The sequence below is a fragment of the Flavobacterium panici genome (assembly GCF_903819335.1).
Lineage (GTDB): Bacteria > Bacteroidota > Bacteroidia > Flavobacteriales > Flavobacteriaceae > Flavobacterium > Flavobacterium panici.
Genome location: NZ_CAIJDE010000047.1, coordinates 150,137 through 167,243 on the forward strand (window position 1 = coordinate 150,137; position 17,107 = coordinate 167,243).

Consider the following 17,107-nt stretch of genomic DNA (forward strand, 5'->3'; position numbering starts at 1 on the left):
GTCAAATTATAAAAACTTAAAAAAATAAAGAAAAAACTTTGCGCCTTCGCGTCTTTGCGAGCAATTTCACTCTAAGCAAAAAATAAGCTCCAAAAAACAAAAAAATATCAATAACGTTTGCTGTCCTTCTTACCCTCTTTTTTACTGCGCCATCAAAACTCTCTTGATTGTAAAAAGAGGGCTAAGAAACAGGAAATCAAAACAAAATTACAATGGAAGAAATCTTAAGTCAATACGAAACAGTTCACCCAAGCGACGCAACAATTTGGTTTAAAGCGGGCAAAGTTGAAGATTTTCCAACCAATCGCGGCGGCTGCATTAAATACAAAAACAAGCAGATTGCTATTTTCAATTTCACACGCCGTAATGAATGGTACGCCTGCCAAAACGCCTGTCCGCACAAAATGGAAATGGTACTTTCAAGAGGAATGACAGGATCTACAGATGATATTCCAAAAATTGCCTGCCCAATGCATAAAAAAACATTCTCACTAGTAGATGGTTCTAACTTAAATGGAGACGATTTTAAAATTGCAACCTATCCGATTAAAGTAGTTGAAGACGAAGTATTTGTTGGATTTGTAGATTAATTTTAAAACCACAGATTTCACAGATTAAAAGGATTAAAATTGTTTGCCACGACCCGAGCAATAGCGAACAGGCGAAGCAATTTCACGAATTAGCACGAATTAAATTAGTGGAATTCGTGGCAAAAAAACTTAACACCAGATTAAATCCAAAAAATCCTTTAATCTGTGGCAAAAAAACAAAAACAATAATTAGTGCTAATTCGTGAAATTCGTGGCTAAAAAAAACTTAATTCCGTATCTTTGAAATCTATTATCAAACCAAAAAATGACTACACCTTTCCAAAAAGCAAGCGAATGGATTGATGCTGAAAACGCACAAGATCCAAACTTCGAAACCGACCAAAACAAAGAATATCCAAAAGAATTATTGTATTCAAACAGGATGTACGAAAGACTGATGCAGTTTGAACCCAATGCTTCTGAAGAAATTCAGATTGCGTCAAAAGCACAGCACATCTGCCGATGGAAAGTTGCTCGTGAATCATATCCAATGGATCGTGTGGGTTATTTGAAATGGAGAGAAGAATTGAAGAAATTCCACGCTAAAACTACTGCCGAAATTCTTGAAAAAGCCGGTTATGATCAAACTTTTATCGATCGCGTTTCTTTTTTAATAGAGAAAAAATTACTTAAAAAAGATCACGAAACACAACTATTAGAAGACGTAATTTGTTTGGTTTTTTTAGAATATTACTTAGAACCTTTTGTTCATAAACATGACGAAGAAAAACTAAAAAATATCATCAAAAAAACCTGGGATAAAATGTCAGACAAAGGACATCAGGAAGCCTTAAAAATCAATTATTCTGAAGAAAATTTAAACCTTATAAAAGCATCTTTAGGATTGTAAACCGACTCTATGAAGAAAAGCAATCAGGAAGAAGATAAAATCACATTCAAAAATTTACGCCGCCTGTATTTTTTTGCACTTCTTACTATTGCTTTAACTATAATTGTCAGTCAGGTTTTAGTACAATACAATCTTAATCAGCAGTTGAGCGATTCTAAAATCATCAACTTTTCGGGAAAACAAAGAATGCTGAGCCAGAAAATTGTCAAAGAAGTTCTGATTCTGCATTATGTTTCTGATACTGCTTCTGCTAAACAAATTTCACATTTACAAGATGTTTTATCACTTTGGAAAAAAAACCAAAACGCACTCGAAAATGGCAGTGATAGTTTAGCTTTTCCAAAAGAAAAATCAGAAACACTCAGCAAATTATATCTGGAAATCAATCCAATTTTCAATAAAATTGCACAGACAACCGATTCGTTTTTATCGAATTTAAAAAAGAAAAAACAATCCGCAGAAAATCAAAAACTGGTACAGATTATTTTAGAAAACGAAGGTTCTTTTCTTTCAAAAATGAATCAGATTGTAACGCAATACGATCTCGAAGCACACGAAAAAGTAACAGAACAACGCAAAATAGAATATTGGATTTTCGGTTTTACCTTATTAGTGCTTCTTTTGGAATTCTTCTTCATTTTTAAACCTACAAATAAAAAGATAGAACGATTAATTACAAGGCTTTTATCTTCAGAAAAGAAAGCTTTAAAACTAGCTTACGACACTGAAATTATCAGTGAAATCAAAGAAAATTCGGTTAAAGAGTTAAAATCGCTCAACTACGCAATGGAGAACACTTTACTCTATTGCCGAATTGCGCCCGATGGTTCGATAATTCATATTGGAGAAAAATTTGCCAAACTTTTAAACTATACCAAATTTTCATCTAACAAAAAATTCTCTGAAGTTTTGACCGTTGATGAAAAAGAGCAAATCAATATTGACCGACTTATTTTCGAAAAACAAAGAAGCGGCTGGCAGGGCGAAATCAAAATTTTAAACAAAGAAAATCAAACCATTTGGCTGGATTTATCAATGGTTCCCGTCACCATCAAAAAAGATGAATTAGAACTTTTAATTGTTTGTTTCAACATTACCGAGCGCAAAAAAGCACAGCGCGAAGTCGAACGTTTGAATCTTGAAAACACCACCGAAAAAATCAATCAGCAAAAGATTATTTCAAGTAAAATTGTTGAAAATCAGGAAAACGAACAAAACCGAATCGCAAAAGAAATTCACGACGGAATTGGTCAAATGCTTACAGGTTTAAAGTTCAGTCTGGAAAGCATTAATCTGGATGACCGAGAAAAATCAGAACAAAAAATCGAGTATTTAAAAAAACTTTCACTTGACATTATAAAAGGTGTCCGCACCGCAACTTTCAACTTAATGCCACCGGAATTAAGCGATCACGGAATCGTTTCTTCTCTGGCAAAACTAACTCAGGAACTCTCAAAACTAACCGGAAAAGAAATCCTTTTCTACAACAAAACCGATTTCGACCAGCGTTTAGATTCCCTAATCGAAATCAATATTTACCGACTTACACAAGAAGCCATAAACAACGCCATAAAATATGCAGAATCGTCGCATATAATTGTTCAACTATCACATAGTGAAACACTTTTAAGCGTAATTATAGACGACAACGGAAAAGGCTTCGACATCAATACAGTCGATAAAAAACGAAACAGCGAATCCGGAATGGGACTTTTATTTATGAAAGAAAGAATTCAATACATCAACGGCCGCGTTTTCATCAACTCAATTCCAGGCGAAGGAACAAGGATTACGTTTAATATTCCGATACTTAAGTAGAAAATCCAATTTTTAAATTCCAATATTTAAGTACCAAATTCCAATTGCGCAAAGTATTGTCAGGCTGAGCGAAGTCGAAGCCCACACAATCTTAATCGACAATCAAAAAAATAAGAATAATCATCTGGGCGAGCCACCATCCCGATAAGAGGGCAAATTTACTTTGTCTTTATTCGCCCTCTTATCGGGATGCTGTCGGGCTATCCGGGCTACTTCGGTAGCTTCCTCCTATCCCTCTCGCGGACAATCGTTTTCAAAAGAAAATTTAAGTTTACAAGGAAATAAAAAGTAAAAAATAAATTGCCTCCAGCTTTAGCTGGAGGTATACAAACAAGTATCAAAAAGGCTTTAGCCAAACTTACACATTTGGCTAAAGCCCTTTGTTTTTATCTACAAAACCTCCAGCTAAAGCTGGAGGCAATTAAAACCAAACTTTGTCAAAGTTCAAAACTTTGACAAAGTTGACCACAATCTTGCCAGGCTGAGCGAAGTCGAAGCCCGCGCAATCTTAATCGACAATCTTTGCAGAGCTACTTACGTGGGCTTCGACTTCGCTCAGCCTGACAATTGTATAATTTAGAATTTCCAACATTAGAAATTTTAATGTTAGAAATTAAAATCTAAAAAATTACGTATATTAGCGTCTTCTTTATAGATGAATATACGTAAAATTCCAAAACCAAAATTAAGTAAACTATGAGTAATATCATTCGTGTAGTGCTGGCAGATGATCATGTTTTTGTTAGAGACGGAATCAAATCCCTTTTGGAAAACGAAGCAAACATTGAGGTTGTGGGCGAAGCAATTGATGGAGCCGACGCTCTTGACGTGGTAGCGCAAAGCAAACCCGATTTACTTATAGCCGATATTCGTATGCCAAACTTAACGGGTATCGAACTAGTAGAAAAACTTAGAAGCGAAAATAATAACATAAAAATCATCATGCTTTCGATGCACGAATCGGAAGAATACGTATTGAAATCTATAAAAGCTGGAGCCGATGGTTATTTACTGAAAGGTTCAAGCAAAGAAGAATTTTTAAAAGCACTTCATACGGTTTCTGCTGGTGGAAAATATTTCAGTGGAGACATTTCTTCAATCTTAATTGGTCAATTGACAAATCCATCAAATTCATTAGAACCTAAGCAAAACTTAAGCGACGAAATGATGATTACCAAAAGAGAAAAAGAAATTCTGACTCTTTTACTATCCGGAAAAGGAAACAAGGAAATCGCCGAAGCTCTTGACATCAGCAAACGAACTGCCGAAGTACACCGTTTTAACCTGATGAAAAAACTGAAAGTAAAAAACTTAATGGAACTTTCTAATAAAGCAACTGAGTATTCTTTAATCTAATTTTTCGATGAGAAAACTACTTAAATACACTTTTGTAATTTTCATTTTAAGTTCAAAAATATATTCACAAAACTATTCTCAGGAATATTCAGATTCTATTCAAAAAAAATGGAAATACTTTAGACTAAGACAAAGCGAAAAAGTTATTGTAGTTGAACATACTCCAATTCAAATACTTTGTGGTATTACAGCTTTTGCCTCCGTAACAATAGTTAAAACCACCAAAGGAGACACTTTCAGAGTATTGGATTTATGCAGTTTAAAAAAATTCACTCCTAATGAAGAGGTGAATATATCTCCAGAAAAAGCTCCTTCATCTAATGTAAATTTCCCAAAGAAATACGTCGTAGATTCGAAAAATGATAATAAAATTATTGAAGAAAGTAATTATGAAAAAACTATTTTAAAAACAACTTGGGCTTCAATTGAAAAAAGTAAAGAATAATTAAGTATAAATACTTAATTATTTTACAGAAAACTGCGTTTTAGCATGTTTTAACTAAGTTATAGTACTTATTTTTACAAAAAAATATAAGTGCTATGAAAACTACACACTCATTATCTCAATCACACAAAATTTTATTTTTGAACACATTGGCTTTTACCGTGTGTTTTGCCTGCTGGACCTTAAACGGGGTTCTAGTAACCTTTTTAGTCGATAACGGAATTTTCCACTGGAGCGTTGTTCAGGTGGGATGGCTTTTAGGTATTCCAATTCTAACGGGTTCAATTATGCGTCTGCCAATTGGAATCCTGACAGATAAATATGGTGGAAAATATGTTTTTTCCCTTTTACTGCTTCTAAGTTCGATTCCGTTGTTTCTCCTTCCCTACGCCGATAGCTTTTTTATGTTTGCTTTGCTTAGCTTTTTTTTCGGAATGGTTGGAACAAGTTTTGCCGTCGGAATTGGTTATACTTCTATTTGGTATCCAAAAGAATGGCAAGGACGCGCCTTAGGAATCTTCGGAATGGGAAATGCCGGCGCAGCCATAACAACATTTTTAGCTCCTTCCCTATTAAATCATTTTTCGATTGAAGATCCGCAAAACGGCTGGAAAATACTTCCTGTTATTTATGCCATTTCTTTAGTGGTAATTGGAATTGCTTTTTTGATTTTCACTCAAAATAAAAAACCAGAAAACAATTCCAAAACCGTTTCTCAAATGCTTGTACCATTAAAATCTGCAAGAGTTTGGCGTTTTGGCGCGTATTACTTTTTAGTTTTTGGTTGTTTTGTAGCTTATTCACAATGGTTACTGCCAAATTTCATGAACGTTTATCAAACCAGCTTGGTTATGGGCGGTTTGTTTGCCACAATGTTCAGTCTTCCTTCTGGACTAATCAGAGCATTTGGAGGTTATTTATCAGATAAATTCGGTGCCAGAAAAGTGATGTATTGGGTTTTAGGATCTTCAGTAGTTTTAAGTGCTTTATTAGCCATTCCGAAAATGGAGATTACGACTACGGGACCTGGAGTTTTAGCAACCAAAAAAGGAACTATTACAGCTGTTACAAATGATAAAATTAAGATTGGCGAAACAGATTTTGCAGTCGCACAGAAAAAAGAAAATAATGCCGAAAATGCTATTTTTCCAACTTCAACTTCATGGCAACAAGTTGTTGTAGCAGAAAACCAAAGCGTGAAGAAAAAAGAACTTCTGGCAAAAGGAATTACCGTTATTAAATTTGATGCTAATATGTGGGTTTTCTTAGTTTTAGTAATTCTGATTGGAATTTCATGGGGAATTGGAAAAGCAGCTGTTTACAAACATATTCCCGAATATTTCCCAAATGAAGTGGGTGTTGTTGGCGGTATGGTTGGAATGATTGGCGGTTTGGGCGGTTTCTTCGGCCCTATTATATTCGGATATTTATTAACTGCAACCGGAATCTGGTCAAGTTCATGGATTTTTATTCTGCTTTTTTCAACCGGATGTTTAGTCTGGATGCATTATGCCATTACCAAAAGTGTGAGCAAAAAACAATATCAAACAGTAAAAACAATTGAAAAACAGCAACTTGTACCTATAACCAATTAAATTTTAAAATAATGACTTTTATCATTAATAAGGGCTTATTTTTCTTATAAATTTACGCCATCAAAAAATTACAAGTTTTATGAAAAAAATAAAATTAATTGCTCTATTCCTTTTTGGTACTGGCGCAGCGATGCAAGCACAAGAATTAGATGTAAATTTACAAATAAGGCCTCGTTTTGAATACCGAAACGGATATAAACAACTTCTGCAAGAAGGTCAGGAAGGAACTTCACAAATTTCACAGCGTTCTCGTTTGAATTTCAATTATAAACAAGAAGATTTAATTGTAAAATTAACGTTGCAAAATACCAGAACCTGGGGTGACGTTGCACCAACAGCTCCAGCAGATAAAAACGGAGTTGCTGTTTTTGAAGCCTGGGCACAATATAATTTCACTGAAAAATGGAGTGCCAGAATGGGACGTCAGGTACTTTCATACGATAATCAGCGTATTTTAGGAGAACAAGACTGGGGACAACAAGCACAAAGTCATGATGCACTTACAGTTTCGTTTCATACTGAAAAACAAAAATTAGATTTCGGGGGAGCTTATAACTCTACTGCCGAAAATGTGCTTCAGACTCCTTATACTGTTGCCAGTTATAAAGCTTTGCAATATGCATGGTATCATAATCAATTTAATGAAGCTTTTGGTTTGAGTTTCTTATTATTGAATACAGGTTACGAGTATGCTCCTGAGCCTGCTCCTTCTACCAAACTATTAGTAGATTACAAACAGACTTTTGGACCTTATATAGCTTATAAAAAAGGTAAAATCGATACTAATTTTTGGGCATACGGTCAAACCGGAAAAAGCACAGACCAACAAGTAAGTGCCTGGAATGCTGCAGCAAATTTTAATTACAGCATAACAGATTCTTTTAAAGCTGGTTTAGGTTACGAATTTTTATCAGGAAAAAATACAAATGATGCAAGTACAGTGATAAAATCTTTCAACCCTATATTTGGAACCAACCACGGTTTTAACGGTTATATGGATTATTTTTATGTTGGAAATCACTTAAATAATGTTGGTTTACAAGATGCATTTGTCAAATTGAATTACAATGTAAACAAGTGGCAGTTTGCTTTGATTCCGCATGTATTTTTATCAGCTGCTGATGTAGTGACGCCAGTTGAAAAATTAGATTCATATTTAGGAACTGAAATCGACGCAACTTTTGGCTATAACTTCAAAAAAGACATTACAGTTTCAGGAGGTTATTCTCAAATGTTTGGTTCTAAAACTTTAGAATTTATCAAAAATGGAGATGCCGGACATACCAACAATTGGGCGTGGTTAATGATTTCTGTAAATCCTAGAATTTTTAGCTGGAAAAAATAATTTTTCTTCAAAATTCACTTCAATATTTTACCCTTTTCCTATTTTGGAAAAGGGTATTTTTTTTATTTACAAAAAAGTTACGATATCTCGTTTAATTAATTATATTTGAATCGATTACGAACCCCAAATTCTATCCCCCAAATGAAACAATTTTTAAAACTATCAATGTTAACCTTCATTGTTACGCAACCTGGTATTGGCCAAAAATACAATGATGCTTTAATTTCAAAAAACTCTGAAATTAATTTCGCAAAAACACAAAAAAGAGGCATTAAAAAAGACAACATTATTTATTATGTTGAAAATGATCTGCAGACCATATCAGCCTACAAAAGAAGCAAATTAAAATGGCAGACTAATGTAATTTCTGTTTGTGGAAAACCAAAAAAAGGAGAACCTGAAATTAGATATGTAGGATATAATGCAAACAAACTGCTTATCGTTATCGGAAAACATAATTTTGCAGAAATTGACATTAATAGTGGTGAAACAAAATTTGTTGGTTAAGATTCAAAAATAAAGCGATCTTTAATAGAATTTTCTAAAATAAACATTTTAACTTACCCTTTTTCAGTTTTGGAAAAGGGTATTTTATTTTGAATGTTTTGGAATATTCTTTAATATATTTGATTGAAATTATTTTCATCATTTAAACTGATATATTGAAAAGAACAACAGAAATAATAACAATAAACTCAATTGATCAAATTCCTTCATTAGAAGAAATTAGAAAAATACCCAGAACCAAAACCCTAAAAATTATTTTTGAAAATTCAGTCCAAAATCAACGAGAATCTATTGGTCAGAATTTTAAAAAGCAATTACAAGGATTTCAGGTTGGAATTCATCTTTTAAATCCAGAAATTAATATTGCTAAACTAATTACAGATCAAGAAATTGAAGAACACCAACTATTTTTTGAGAATTGTGCTAAGGATTATAGAGAATTAGGTGAAAAGTTAATCTTCAAACTGGCCGAACAGCTTAAAATTACAATCAATTCAGATTGTCCTTGGATAACATTTAATCAGTTTTTGAAGAACAACAAACAAGCTGGAAAATTTGAAGAATGGAGATATTTTTTTCATGGTTTTCATTGCGGTTTTGAAAACAAAAAAACGGGGCAAATGATTGAAGTTCCACTTGTTTTCGGTCTTGAATTTGGAGATTTAGACCCATACTTTTTTACTAATTTCATCAAATCAACACCTCATTATAAACCTTTACCTATGAAGATTTATGAAGATTATGCAGATGGAGTTAGAATAAATGAAAAGATGCTTTCTCTTGGTAAATTTGAACATATCAATTCAAATTTTAAAAATCACACAGGAATTGTAGTTACAGATCGAGAAAAAATAGAAATAAAAGAATATATCCCTGAAGAACAAACTGCAAAAAGAAAATTTAGTTTTTGGAAGTTTACAAGACGCAAATTTTAAATTCTTATCTCATGAAACTCATAGCTTGGAATTGCAACATGGCATTCAGAAAAAAAGCAGAATTCATTCTAGCCCACAATCCTGATATTGCTGTAATTTCTGAGTGTGAAAATCCTGAAAAATTAAAATTTCCTGCTAATTCAAAGTTACCAAACGATATACTTTGGTATGGAACAAATCCGCATAAAGGACTTGGCGTTTTCTCTTATAGTGATTATCGATTTCAACTTTTGGATTGCCATAATCCAAACTTTAAAAACATTTTACCAATAGCCGTAACTGGAGGAAAATTAGATTTTATCTTATTTGCAATCTGGGCAAACAATCCTGAAGATAAAGACGGACAATATGTAACCCAGGTTTGGAAAGCCATTAATTACTATGAAGATCTAATTAAAGAAACCAAAACTATTTTAATTGGAGATTTCAACAGTAATACGATTTGGGATAAACCGCGAAGAGAAGGAAATCATACAACGGTTGTAAATAAATTAAGCGACAAGAATATTTTTAGCACTTATCATAAATATTTTAATCAAATTCAGGGTAAAGAAGAACATCCAACTTTATATCTTTATAGACACGAAAATAAACCGTATCATCTGGATTACTGCTTTGCTTCAAATGATTTTATTGAAGCCCTGGAAACTGTTCAAATAGGAACTTATCAAGACTGGACAGCGCTCAGTGACCACAAACCTTTAATAATTATATTCAATATATAAATCATGAACAACTGGACTCAGCGATGGGACGACCGTTACAGCAGCGAAGAATTCGCGTACGGCGAAGATCCCAACAATTATTTAAAAGAACAATTAGAAAAACTAAATCCCGGCACTATTCTTTTTCCTGCTGAAGGCGAAGGACGAAATGCCATTTTTGCAGCAAAATTAGGCTGGAACGTTTCCGCTTTTGATATTAGTGAAGAAGGAAAAAATAAAGCCATTCGACTTGCCGAAAACAACAATGTTTCAATTGATTATCAGGTTGGCGAATTAGAAACGCTGGATTTTCACGAAGATCAATTTGATGCGATTGCTTTAATTTACGCGCATTTTCCGGCAGAAATTAAATCAGCAATTCACAAACAGCTTCACAAACTATTACGCAAAAATGGTATTATTATTTTTGAGGCTTTCAGCAAAAAACATTTAGAATATCTTGCCATAAACGAAAAAGTGGGCGGTCCAAAAGATATCGCATCTCTATTTTCTATCGAAGAAATCAAAAGTGATTTTCCTAATTATGAAATCATCGAATTAGAAGAAAAAGAAATCGAACTTAACGAAGGGTTATTCCATAACGGAAAAGGTTCTGTAATTCGTTTTATTGGCAGAAAAAAATAAGTATTTGTACGTAATCATTTTAACACATAGAAACATAGTTTACATTGTCTAAAAAAGTCATTTCATTTGACAAAACAAACATAGCTATGTGTAAAAATCTAGATTTTTTAAAACCTCGTTTTAAGCAGATCTAAAAATTCTATGTTTCTATGTGTTAGAAAGCCTAAAAATATTTATGCTCCATAATTTCAGAACGCAATTCTGAAACTTCCAAAATCCCAATTCGTTTTCCAACTGTTTTTATCAACTCTTCTTTTTTCAAACTTGAAATTACACGTATCGCCTGCTCTTCAGTCGTTCCAGCAAAATCAGCAATTTCTTTTCGGGAAAGATCAATATCAATTAAACCGTTGATTTGTCCAAATTTACGATGAATATAAAGCAGCAAATCAATCACGCGTTCACGAACATTCATGTGTGCAATTTTACGAATATTGTTTTCGCTTTTGTTTAGTTCTTCCGCATAAAACAACATTAAAGCATAGGTAAATTCTGGAATCTGCTTTAAAATATCGAGCATAGTTTCATTGCTAAAATTACATAAAACCGTATCTTCCAGCGCATAAGCACCAATTAAGTATTTTTTACCCGTACCAAATCCGCGAAAACCTATTGTATCTCCGTTTTTTGTGAGGCGAACAATTTGTTCACGTCCATTAATTCCGGTTTTTACTGTTTTTACTTTTCCTTTACAAATAAAGTAAAGTCCTTGCAGCGGCGCGCCTTCGGTAATAAACTGATCCGCTTTTTTGCAGACAATATTTTGCTTTTTAGAAACAAATTGACTCATTTGTTCTAAATGCAGATGTTTCTTGATAAAACAATTTTCATTGATACAAGAATAACAAGCGGTTTGTTCTTCTTTCATGAGTTCAAATTTTTATCGGATTAAAAACTAATTTGTTGTTACTCATTTGATTTGATCAAAAATAGAAAAATAAATTTAAAAAATACGTATTTATACGTAAAAATACTTATTTTTGTATAAGTGATTTATCTAAATCCCTGCAGATTCAAGAAATAGTATCTAAAAAAGAACTGTAATGCAAAATACCAAAATCAAAACTACCTGTTCCTATTGTGGCGTTGGCTGCGGCATAATCGTAACCAACGATGCCAAAAACGGCGTAATGGTAGAAGGCGACAAAGATCATCCGGTTAATAAAGGAATGTTATGTTCTAAAGGAATGAATCTGCATTACGTAGTCAACGATACTTCAGACAGAATTTTATATCCGGAAATGCGCGGCAGTAAATCCTACCCGCTGGAACGTGTAAGTTGGGATACCGCACTTGATCGCGCTGCCGCTGTTTTTTCTTCAATAATAAAAAAACACGGACCAGACAGCGTTGGATTTTATATTTCGGGACAATGTTTAACTGAGGAATATTATCTGGTAAACAAACTCGTGAAAGGTTTTTTGAAAACCAATAATATCGATACCAATTCTCGACTTTGCATGAGTTCTGCTGTTGTGGGTTATAAAAAAACTTTTGGAGAAGATTCTGTTCCAATTGCTTACGATGATATCGAACTTGCCGATACACTTTTAATTACAGGTGCAAATCCCGCTTGGTGCCATCCCATTTTATTTCGAAGAATTGAAAAACACAAAGAAAAAAATCCAAAAACCAAAATCATTGTAATCGATCCGCGACGAACTGACACAGCAGCTTTCGCCGATATTCATTTACAAATTATTCCCGGATCTGACATTATTTTATATCATGCCATCGCCAAACGTATTATCGAAAAAGGATACGTAGATCATGATTTCGTTAAAAATCACGCAGAAAATTTCAAACAATATAAAGATTTAGTTTTAGGTACTTCTTTAGAAAAAGCTTCCAAACTCTGCGGAATTCCGTTAAATGATATAAAACTCGCCGCCGATACTATCGGAAAAGCAAAAGGTTTCCTTTCTTTTTGGGCAATGGGATTAAACCAAAGTGCTGTTGGCGTTGACAAAAACACCGCTTTGCTTAATTTATCTTTATTAACAGGACAAGTTGGAAAGCCGGGTTCAGGACCTTTTTCTTTAACGGGGCAGCCCAACGCAATGGGCGGACGTGAAGTTGGAGGAATGGCAACACTTTTGGCCGCACATAAAGATATCGCAAATCCAGAACATCGGAAGGAAGTTGCAGATTTTTGGGGCGTTGATGAACTTTCAGATAAACCGGGATTGACAGCAACAGAAATGTTTGACGCTTTAGAATCTGGAAAAATGAAAGCCGTTTGGATTATCTGCACCAATCCGTTGGTGAGTTTGCCTGATTCCAGAAGAATTGAAAAAGCGCTTCAAAAGGCTAAATTCGTAGTCGTTCAGGATATTTCACACAACGCCGATACCGCAAAATTTGCCGATTTATTACTTCCTGCCGCCGGATGGTTAGAAAAAGAAGGAACGATGACCAACTCAGAGCGTCGTATTTCTTATCTTTCAAAAGGAATAAATGCGCCCGGAGAAGCACTTCCGGATATTGAAATTCTAATTCGTTTTGCTAAAAAAATGAATTTCCACGGATTCAATTTTAATAATGCCGAAGAAATCTACAAAGAACATTGTGCACTTACAAAAGGCACCAACATCGATATTTCATTTTTAAATTACCATCGATTAAAAACCGAAGGCACTTTTCAATGGCCCGTTCCAGATTACGGACATCCGGGAACTCCCCGCCTGTTTACTGATAAAAAATTTTATACGCCGTCACAAAAAGCTATTTTTAACCTTCCGGTTTCAATAGAAAATACATCGGTACAGCCAAATGCTGAATTTCCGTTTATTTTAACAACGGGAAGAATTCGCGATCAATGGCATACCATGACAAAAACCGGAAAAGTATCAAGATTGTTGACTCATATTCCGAGTCCGGTTTTAGAAATAAATCCAATTGATGCTTTTAAAAACGAAATTAAAAATGGTGACATTGTTACCGTTACAAGTAAAAATGGCGAAGTTCGTGTAAAAGCAAAAGTAACCGATTCCATTAAAGAAAAAGTCGTTTTCCTGCCCATGCATTGGGGAAAACAACTCGAAAATGATTTAAACAGAACCAACAATTTAACTAATACTGTTGTCGATCCGGTTTCAAAAGAGCCTGATTTTAAATTCACCACCGTTTCGATTACGAAATATGTAAAACCATTTCAAAAAATTGCAATTGTAGGCGCCGGAGCAGCTTCTTTTAGGTTCATTCAAAACTACCGCGAATTCAATACAACCGATGAAATTATTGTTTTTTCGAATGAAATAAATCCATTTTACAACCGCGTTTTATTGCCTGAATATATGACGGGAGAATTCACTTGGGAACAGCTTTTAAAAGTAAAAGACGGCGAGGCTTTAAATAAGCTCAACATTACCATGAAAGCCGGAGTTGCGATTGATAAAATAGACACAGCCAATAAAATTATAAAAGACAGTTTAGGCGAAACTCATACTTTCGATTCCTTAATTCTGGCAACCGGAAGCCGTCCGTTTATTCCGGAAAACGCGCAGCTTCATCTTCCGGGCCGATTTACTGTAAGACGAAAAGAAGATGCAGATCGTTTAAAAAAACATCTTGACAGCACTAATCTTCCGCCCGAAGAACAGCATGTTGTGATTATTGGCGGTGGATTATTAGGATTAGAATTAGCAGCGGCTTTAAAACATAAAAAAGTAAAAACGACTATAATTCAACGTGCTTCGCGTTTAATGGAACGTCAGCTTGATTTAATTTCCAGTAAATTATTGGCCGAAGAAGTTCAGCTTCGTGATATTCAGATTTATTTTGACAACGAAGTCAGCACCGTTTTTGAAACCGATAATCCGAACGAAATTGAAATTGCACTGAAAAGCGGCAGGATCATTACCGCAAATGCCATCGTTTATACCATCGGAACTATTCCAAATATAGAAATTGCCAGAGAAAGCGGTCTTTCCTGCGGACGCGGCGTGAAAGTAAATCAGTATTTACAAACTTCAAATCCGGATATTTTTGCGATTGGAGAAATCGCCGAATTCAATAATAAATTATTCGGAATCACTTCTGCCGCCGAAGAACAGGCCGATATTCTGGCTAACTTTTTAGCGGGCGATATCAGCAGTTATTACAAAGGTTCGGTTTTAATGAATATTCTAAAACTCGAAGATTTAAATCTTTGCAGTATTGGCGATATCGAAATTCCAGAAAACGACGATTCATTCGAAGAAATTGTTTTTGCCGATTTGAAAAAACGCTATTATAAAAAATGCATCGTAAAAGATGATTTGCTTGTGGGCGCGATTTTAATGGGCGACAAAAACGAGTTCGCCGAATTCAAAACGATGATAGAAAGCAAAATCGAATTATCAGACAAACGAAATTTATTATTAAGAGGAAGCTCAAGCGCAAAACCTGTTTTAGGAAAATTAGTTTGTTCCTGCAGTCAGGTTGGAGCCGGAAATATCGAAGAAACAATAAAAAGCGGTGTAAACAATTTCACCGATTTATGCAAAAACACAGGCGCCGGCTTAGGCTGCGGCAGCTGTAAAACAGAAGTTAAAGAGATATTGGCGAAATGTAAAATTTAGTTGCTTGTGTTGGATTGTGTTGATGTGAACGCAAAGTTCACAAAGATTTTTCGCAAAGTTTCGCAAAGATTTATATTTTCTGCTTAAGGTTATTTTCTAAAGAAAAAAGTTCACAAAGCTATGCGCTAAAACCTTTGCCTAATGCTTTGTGAACTTTGGCAACTTATTAAAGATAAAGTAAAAAACCTTTGCGAAACTTTGCGAAAAACCTTTGTGAACTTTGCGGTAAAATTTATATCCAAAGTAAAGCAACCTGAAACCTGAAACAAAGAAAACCTGAAACAAAAAACAAATGGAATTGACAAGATTAATAGTAAAAGGAGGCGTTATTTCGCCGGGAGAATTGAGAGAAGTCGTTAATATGGCAGCAGATCAAGGACTGGATTCTATTTCATTTGGGTCTAGACAAGATATTATTTTTCCAAAAGGTTTTACATCTTTGCACAAAACAGCTTTAGGAAAACATCATTTTGTTTATCCCGATCAAAAAAGCGGGAATAATATAGTTTCGTCTTATGTTTCGACAGATATTTTCAGAAATACCAATTGGCTTACCGGAAATAAATTCCTTTATATATTAGAACTTTTTAAAGAACAGCCCAAACTTAAAGTCAATATAAACGATCCAAAACAGCAATTGGTTCCGTTGTTTACCGGACATTTAAACTTCATTGCTTCAGAACACGAAGATTATTGGTACTTATATATTCGTTTACCAAAATGGGAACGCATGGAAGTTTATCCTGTTTTAATTTACAGCTGGGATATTGCCAAATTCTATTATGAAATCGAAAAAATTACCGCCGAAGAATCCATCGGGATCGATTTGATTTTTAATCTCGTAAGCGAAGCTTTAGACACCAATAACAGAACGATCGACAAACCTTTGAACATTCCGTTTTATCCGTTTCCTTATTACGAAGGAATGAACAGAATGGGAATCGATCAATATTGGTTAGGATTATATTGGCGAAATAATTTATACGATCTCGATTTTCTAAAAGAAATGTGCGATTTATGTTTCGACTGCAAAATTGGGAAAATCTGTATCACGCCTTGGAAATCTTTTATCATAAAAGGAATTCCAAAAGATCGAAAACTCGAATGGGAAAAATTCTTAGGCAAACGCGGAATCAACGTTCGTCATTCGCTGTTGGAACTCAACTGGCATTTACCCGTTGCAATGGAATGGGCCTTGAACCTGAAAACATTTTTGGTTCGTACGCTCGATCAATTTGACATTAGTACTTACGGATTAAATTTCGGAATTTCCGAATACAATCGTGATGGTCATTATTTTACTTCTATCGTAATTGAAAAAAACGAACTTCCTGCCGCTTTAGAATCTATAAAAATTCGCGATACCTATAATGTATTGTTTGCGAAGAATTTCGACCCAAATACACGCGAATATATTGTGCATTCGCAAGACATTGACAAACTCGAATTGCCAACGATTTTAATTGAATTAAGCCGAAAATATTTTAATGAACTCGGAAACGCAACAACAGAATCCACCGAAAAAACGCAGAAAAAAGAAAAACCACAGCAAGATATTTACCAATGCCAGGAATGCTTAACGCTTTATAAACCAGAATACGGAGACGAAAGCCAAGGTATTCCAAAAGGTATTTTATTTACAGATTTAGGCGAAGATTATTGCTGTTCGTTATGCGAAGCACCAAAAAGCAATTTTAAAATTCTGGACACGAGCGATAGTGAACTGACGAAGTAAATTGCTGAGAATTAATACAA

Annotated in this window: 14 protein-coding genes; 13 read left to right on the forward strand and 1 reads right to left on the reverse strand. The window is 34.3% G+C overall.

Annotated features, from left to right (window positions below):
* The first annotated feature begins 212 nt into the window (after nucleotides 1-212).
* The 11 genes from nirD to FLAPXU55_RS15215 all read left to right on the forward strand — a co-directional run bounded on the left by nirD (nucleotide 213) and on the right by FLAPXU55_RS15215 (nucleotide 10,790).
* Nucleotides 213-590, forward strand: coding sequence for a nitrite reductase small subunit NirD (gene nirD / locus FLAPXU55_RS15165; protein WP_180858792.1), 378 nt, complete (start codon nucleotides 213-215; stop codon nucleotides 588-590).
* A gap of 265 nt (nucleotides 591-855) precedes the next feature.
* The gene (locus FLAPXU55_RS15170; RefSeq protein ID WP_180858793.1) at nucleotides 856-1,440 is read left to right on the forward strand and encodes a DUF4202 domain-containing protein; all 585 of its coding nucleotides are present in this window, start codon (nucleotides 856-858) and stop codon (nucleotides 1,438-1,440) included.
* A gap of 9 nt (nucleotides 1,441-1,449) precedes the next feature.
* Nucleotides 1,450-3,258 (forward strand): sensor histidine kinase, encoded by a 1,809-nt coding sequence (locus tag FLAPXU55_RS15175; RefSeq protein WP_180858794.1) that lies wholly within the window; start codon nucleotides 1,450-1,452, stop codon nucleotides 3,256-3,258.
* A 696-nt stretch (nucleotides 3,259-3,954) separates the two neighbouring features.
* Nucleotides 3,955-4,614, forward strand: coding sequence for a response regulator transcription factor (locus FLAPXU55_RS15180; RefSeq protein ID WP_053470263.1), 660 nt, complete (start codon nucleotides 3,955-3,957; stop codon nucleotides 4,612-4,614).
* Between the two features lie 7 nt (nucleotides 4,615-4,621).
* Complete coding sequence (locus FLAPXU55_RS15185; protein WP_180858795.1) at nucleotides 4,622-5,059, forward strand: hypothetical protein; 438 nt, start codon at nucleotides 4,622-4,624, stop codon at nucleotides 5,057-5,059.
* A gap of 95 nt (nucleotides 5,060-5,154) precedes the next feature.
* Nucleotides 5,155-6,654 carry an MFS transporter gene (locus tag FLAPXU55_RS15190; protein ID WP_180858796.1) on the forward strand — a complete coding sequence of 500 codons (1,500 nt, stop codon included), beginning with the start codon at nucleotides 5,155-5,157 and terminating at the stop codon, nucleotides 6,652-6,654.
* A 79-nt stretch (nucleotides 6,655-6,733) separates the two neighbouring features.
* On the forward strand, nucleotides 6,734-7,999 hold the full coding sequence (locus FLAPXU55_RS15195) for an alginate export family protein (protein ID WP_180858797.1): 1,266 nt from the start codon (nucleotides 6,734-6,736) through the stop codon (nucleotides 7,997-7,999).
* A 141-nt stretch (nucleotides 8,000-8,140) separates the two neighbouring features.
* The gene (locus FLAPXU55_RS15200) at nucleotides 8,141-8,506 is read left to right on the forward strand and encodes a hypothetical protein (RefSeq protein WP_180858798.1); all 366 of its coding nucleotides are present in this window, start codon (nucleotides 8,141-8,143) and stop codon (nucleotides 8,504-8,506) included.
* A 155-nt stretch (nucleotides 8,507-8,661) separates the two neighbouring features.
* Nucleotides 8,662-9,441, forward strand: a complete 780-nt coding sequence (locus FLAPXU55_RS15205) for a DUF6896 domain-containing protein (RefSeq protein WP_180858799.1) — start codon at nucleotides 8,662-8,664, stop codon at nucleotides 9,439-9,441.
* Nucleotides 9,442-9,452: 11 nt separating this feature from the next.
* Nucleotides 9,453-10,166 (forward strand): exonuclease/endonuclease/phosphatase family protein, encoded by a 714-nt coding sequence (locus tag FLAPXU55_RS15210; protein ID WP_180858800.1) that lies wholly within the window; start codon nucleotides 9,453-9,455, stop codon nucleotides 10,164-10,166.
* Between the two features lie 3 nt (nucleotides 10,167-10,169).
* On the forward strand, nucleotides 10,170-10,790 hold the full coding sequence (locus FLAPXU55_RS15215; protein WP_219637266.1) for a class I SAM-dependent methyltransferase: 621 nt from the start codon (nucleotides 10,170-10,172) through the stop codon (nucleotides 10,788-10,790).
* A gap of 163 nt (nucleotides 10,791-10,953) precedes the next feature.
* Here the strand turns inward: FLAPXU55_RS15215 and FLAPXU55_RS15220 are convergent, their stop codons facing one another.
* Nucleotides 10,954-11,658 (reverse strand): Crp/Fnr family transcriptional regulator, encoded by a 705-nt coding sequence (locus FLAPXU55_RS15220; protein ID WP_180858801.1) that lies wholly within the window; start codon nucleotides 11,656-11,658, stop codon nucleotides 10,954-10,956.
* Nucleotides 11,659-11,833: 175 nt separating this feature from the next.
* On the opposite strand from FLAPXU55_RS15220, the gene FLAPXU55_RS15225 reads away from it, so the two are divergent.
* Together FLAPXU55_RS15225 and FLAPXU55_RS15230 are read left to right on the forward strand one after the other, a co-directional pair.
* On the forward strand, nucleotides 11,834-15,352 hold the full coding sequence (locus FLAPXU55_RS15225) for a nitrate reductase (RefSeq protein WP_180858802.1): 3,519 nt from the start codon (nucleotides 11,834-11,836) through the stop codon (nucleotides 15,350-15,352).
* A gap of 292 nt (nucleotides 15,353-15,644) precedes the next feature.
* Nucleotides 15,645-17,087 (forward strand): rubredoxin, encoded by a 1,443-nt coding sequence (locus tag FLAPXU55_RS15230; RefSeq protein WP_180858803.1) that lies wholly within the window; start codon nucleotides 15,645-15,647, stop codon nucleotides 17,085-17,087.
* The last annotated feature ends 20 nt before the right edge of the window (nucleotides 17,088-17,107 follow it).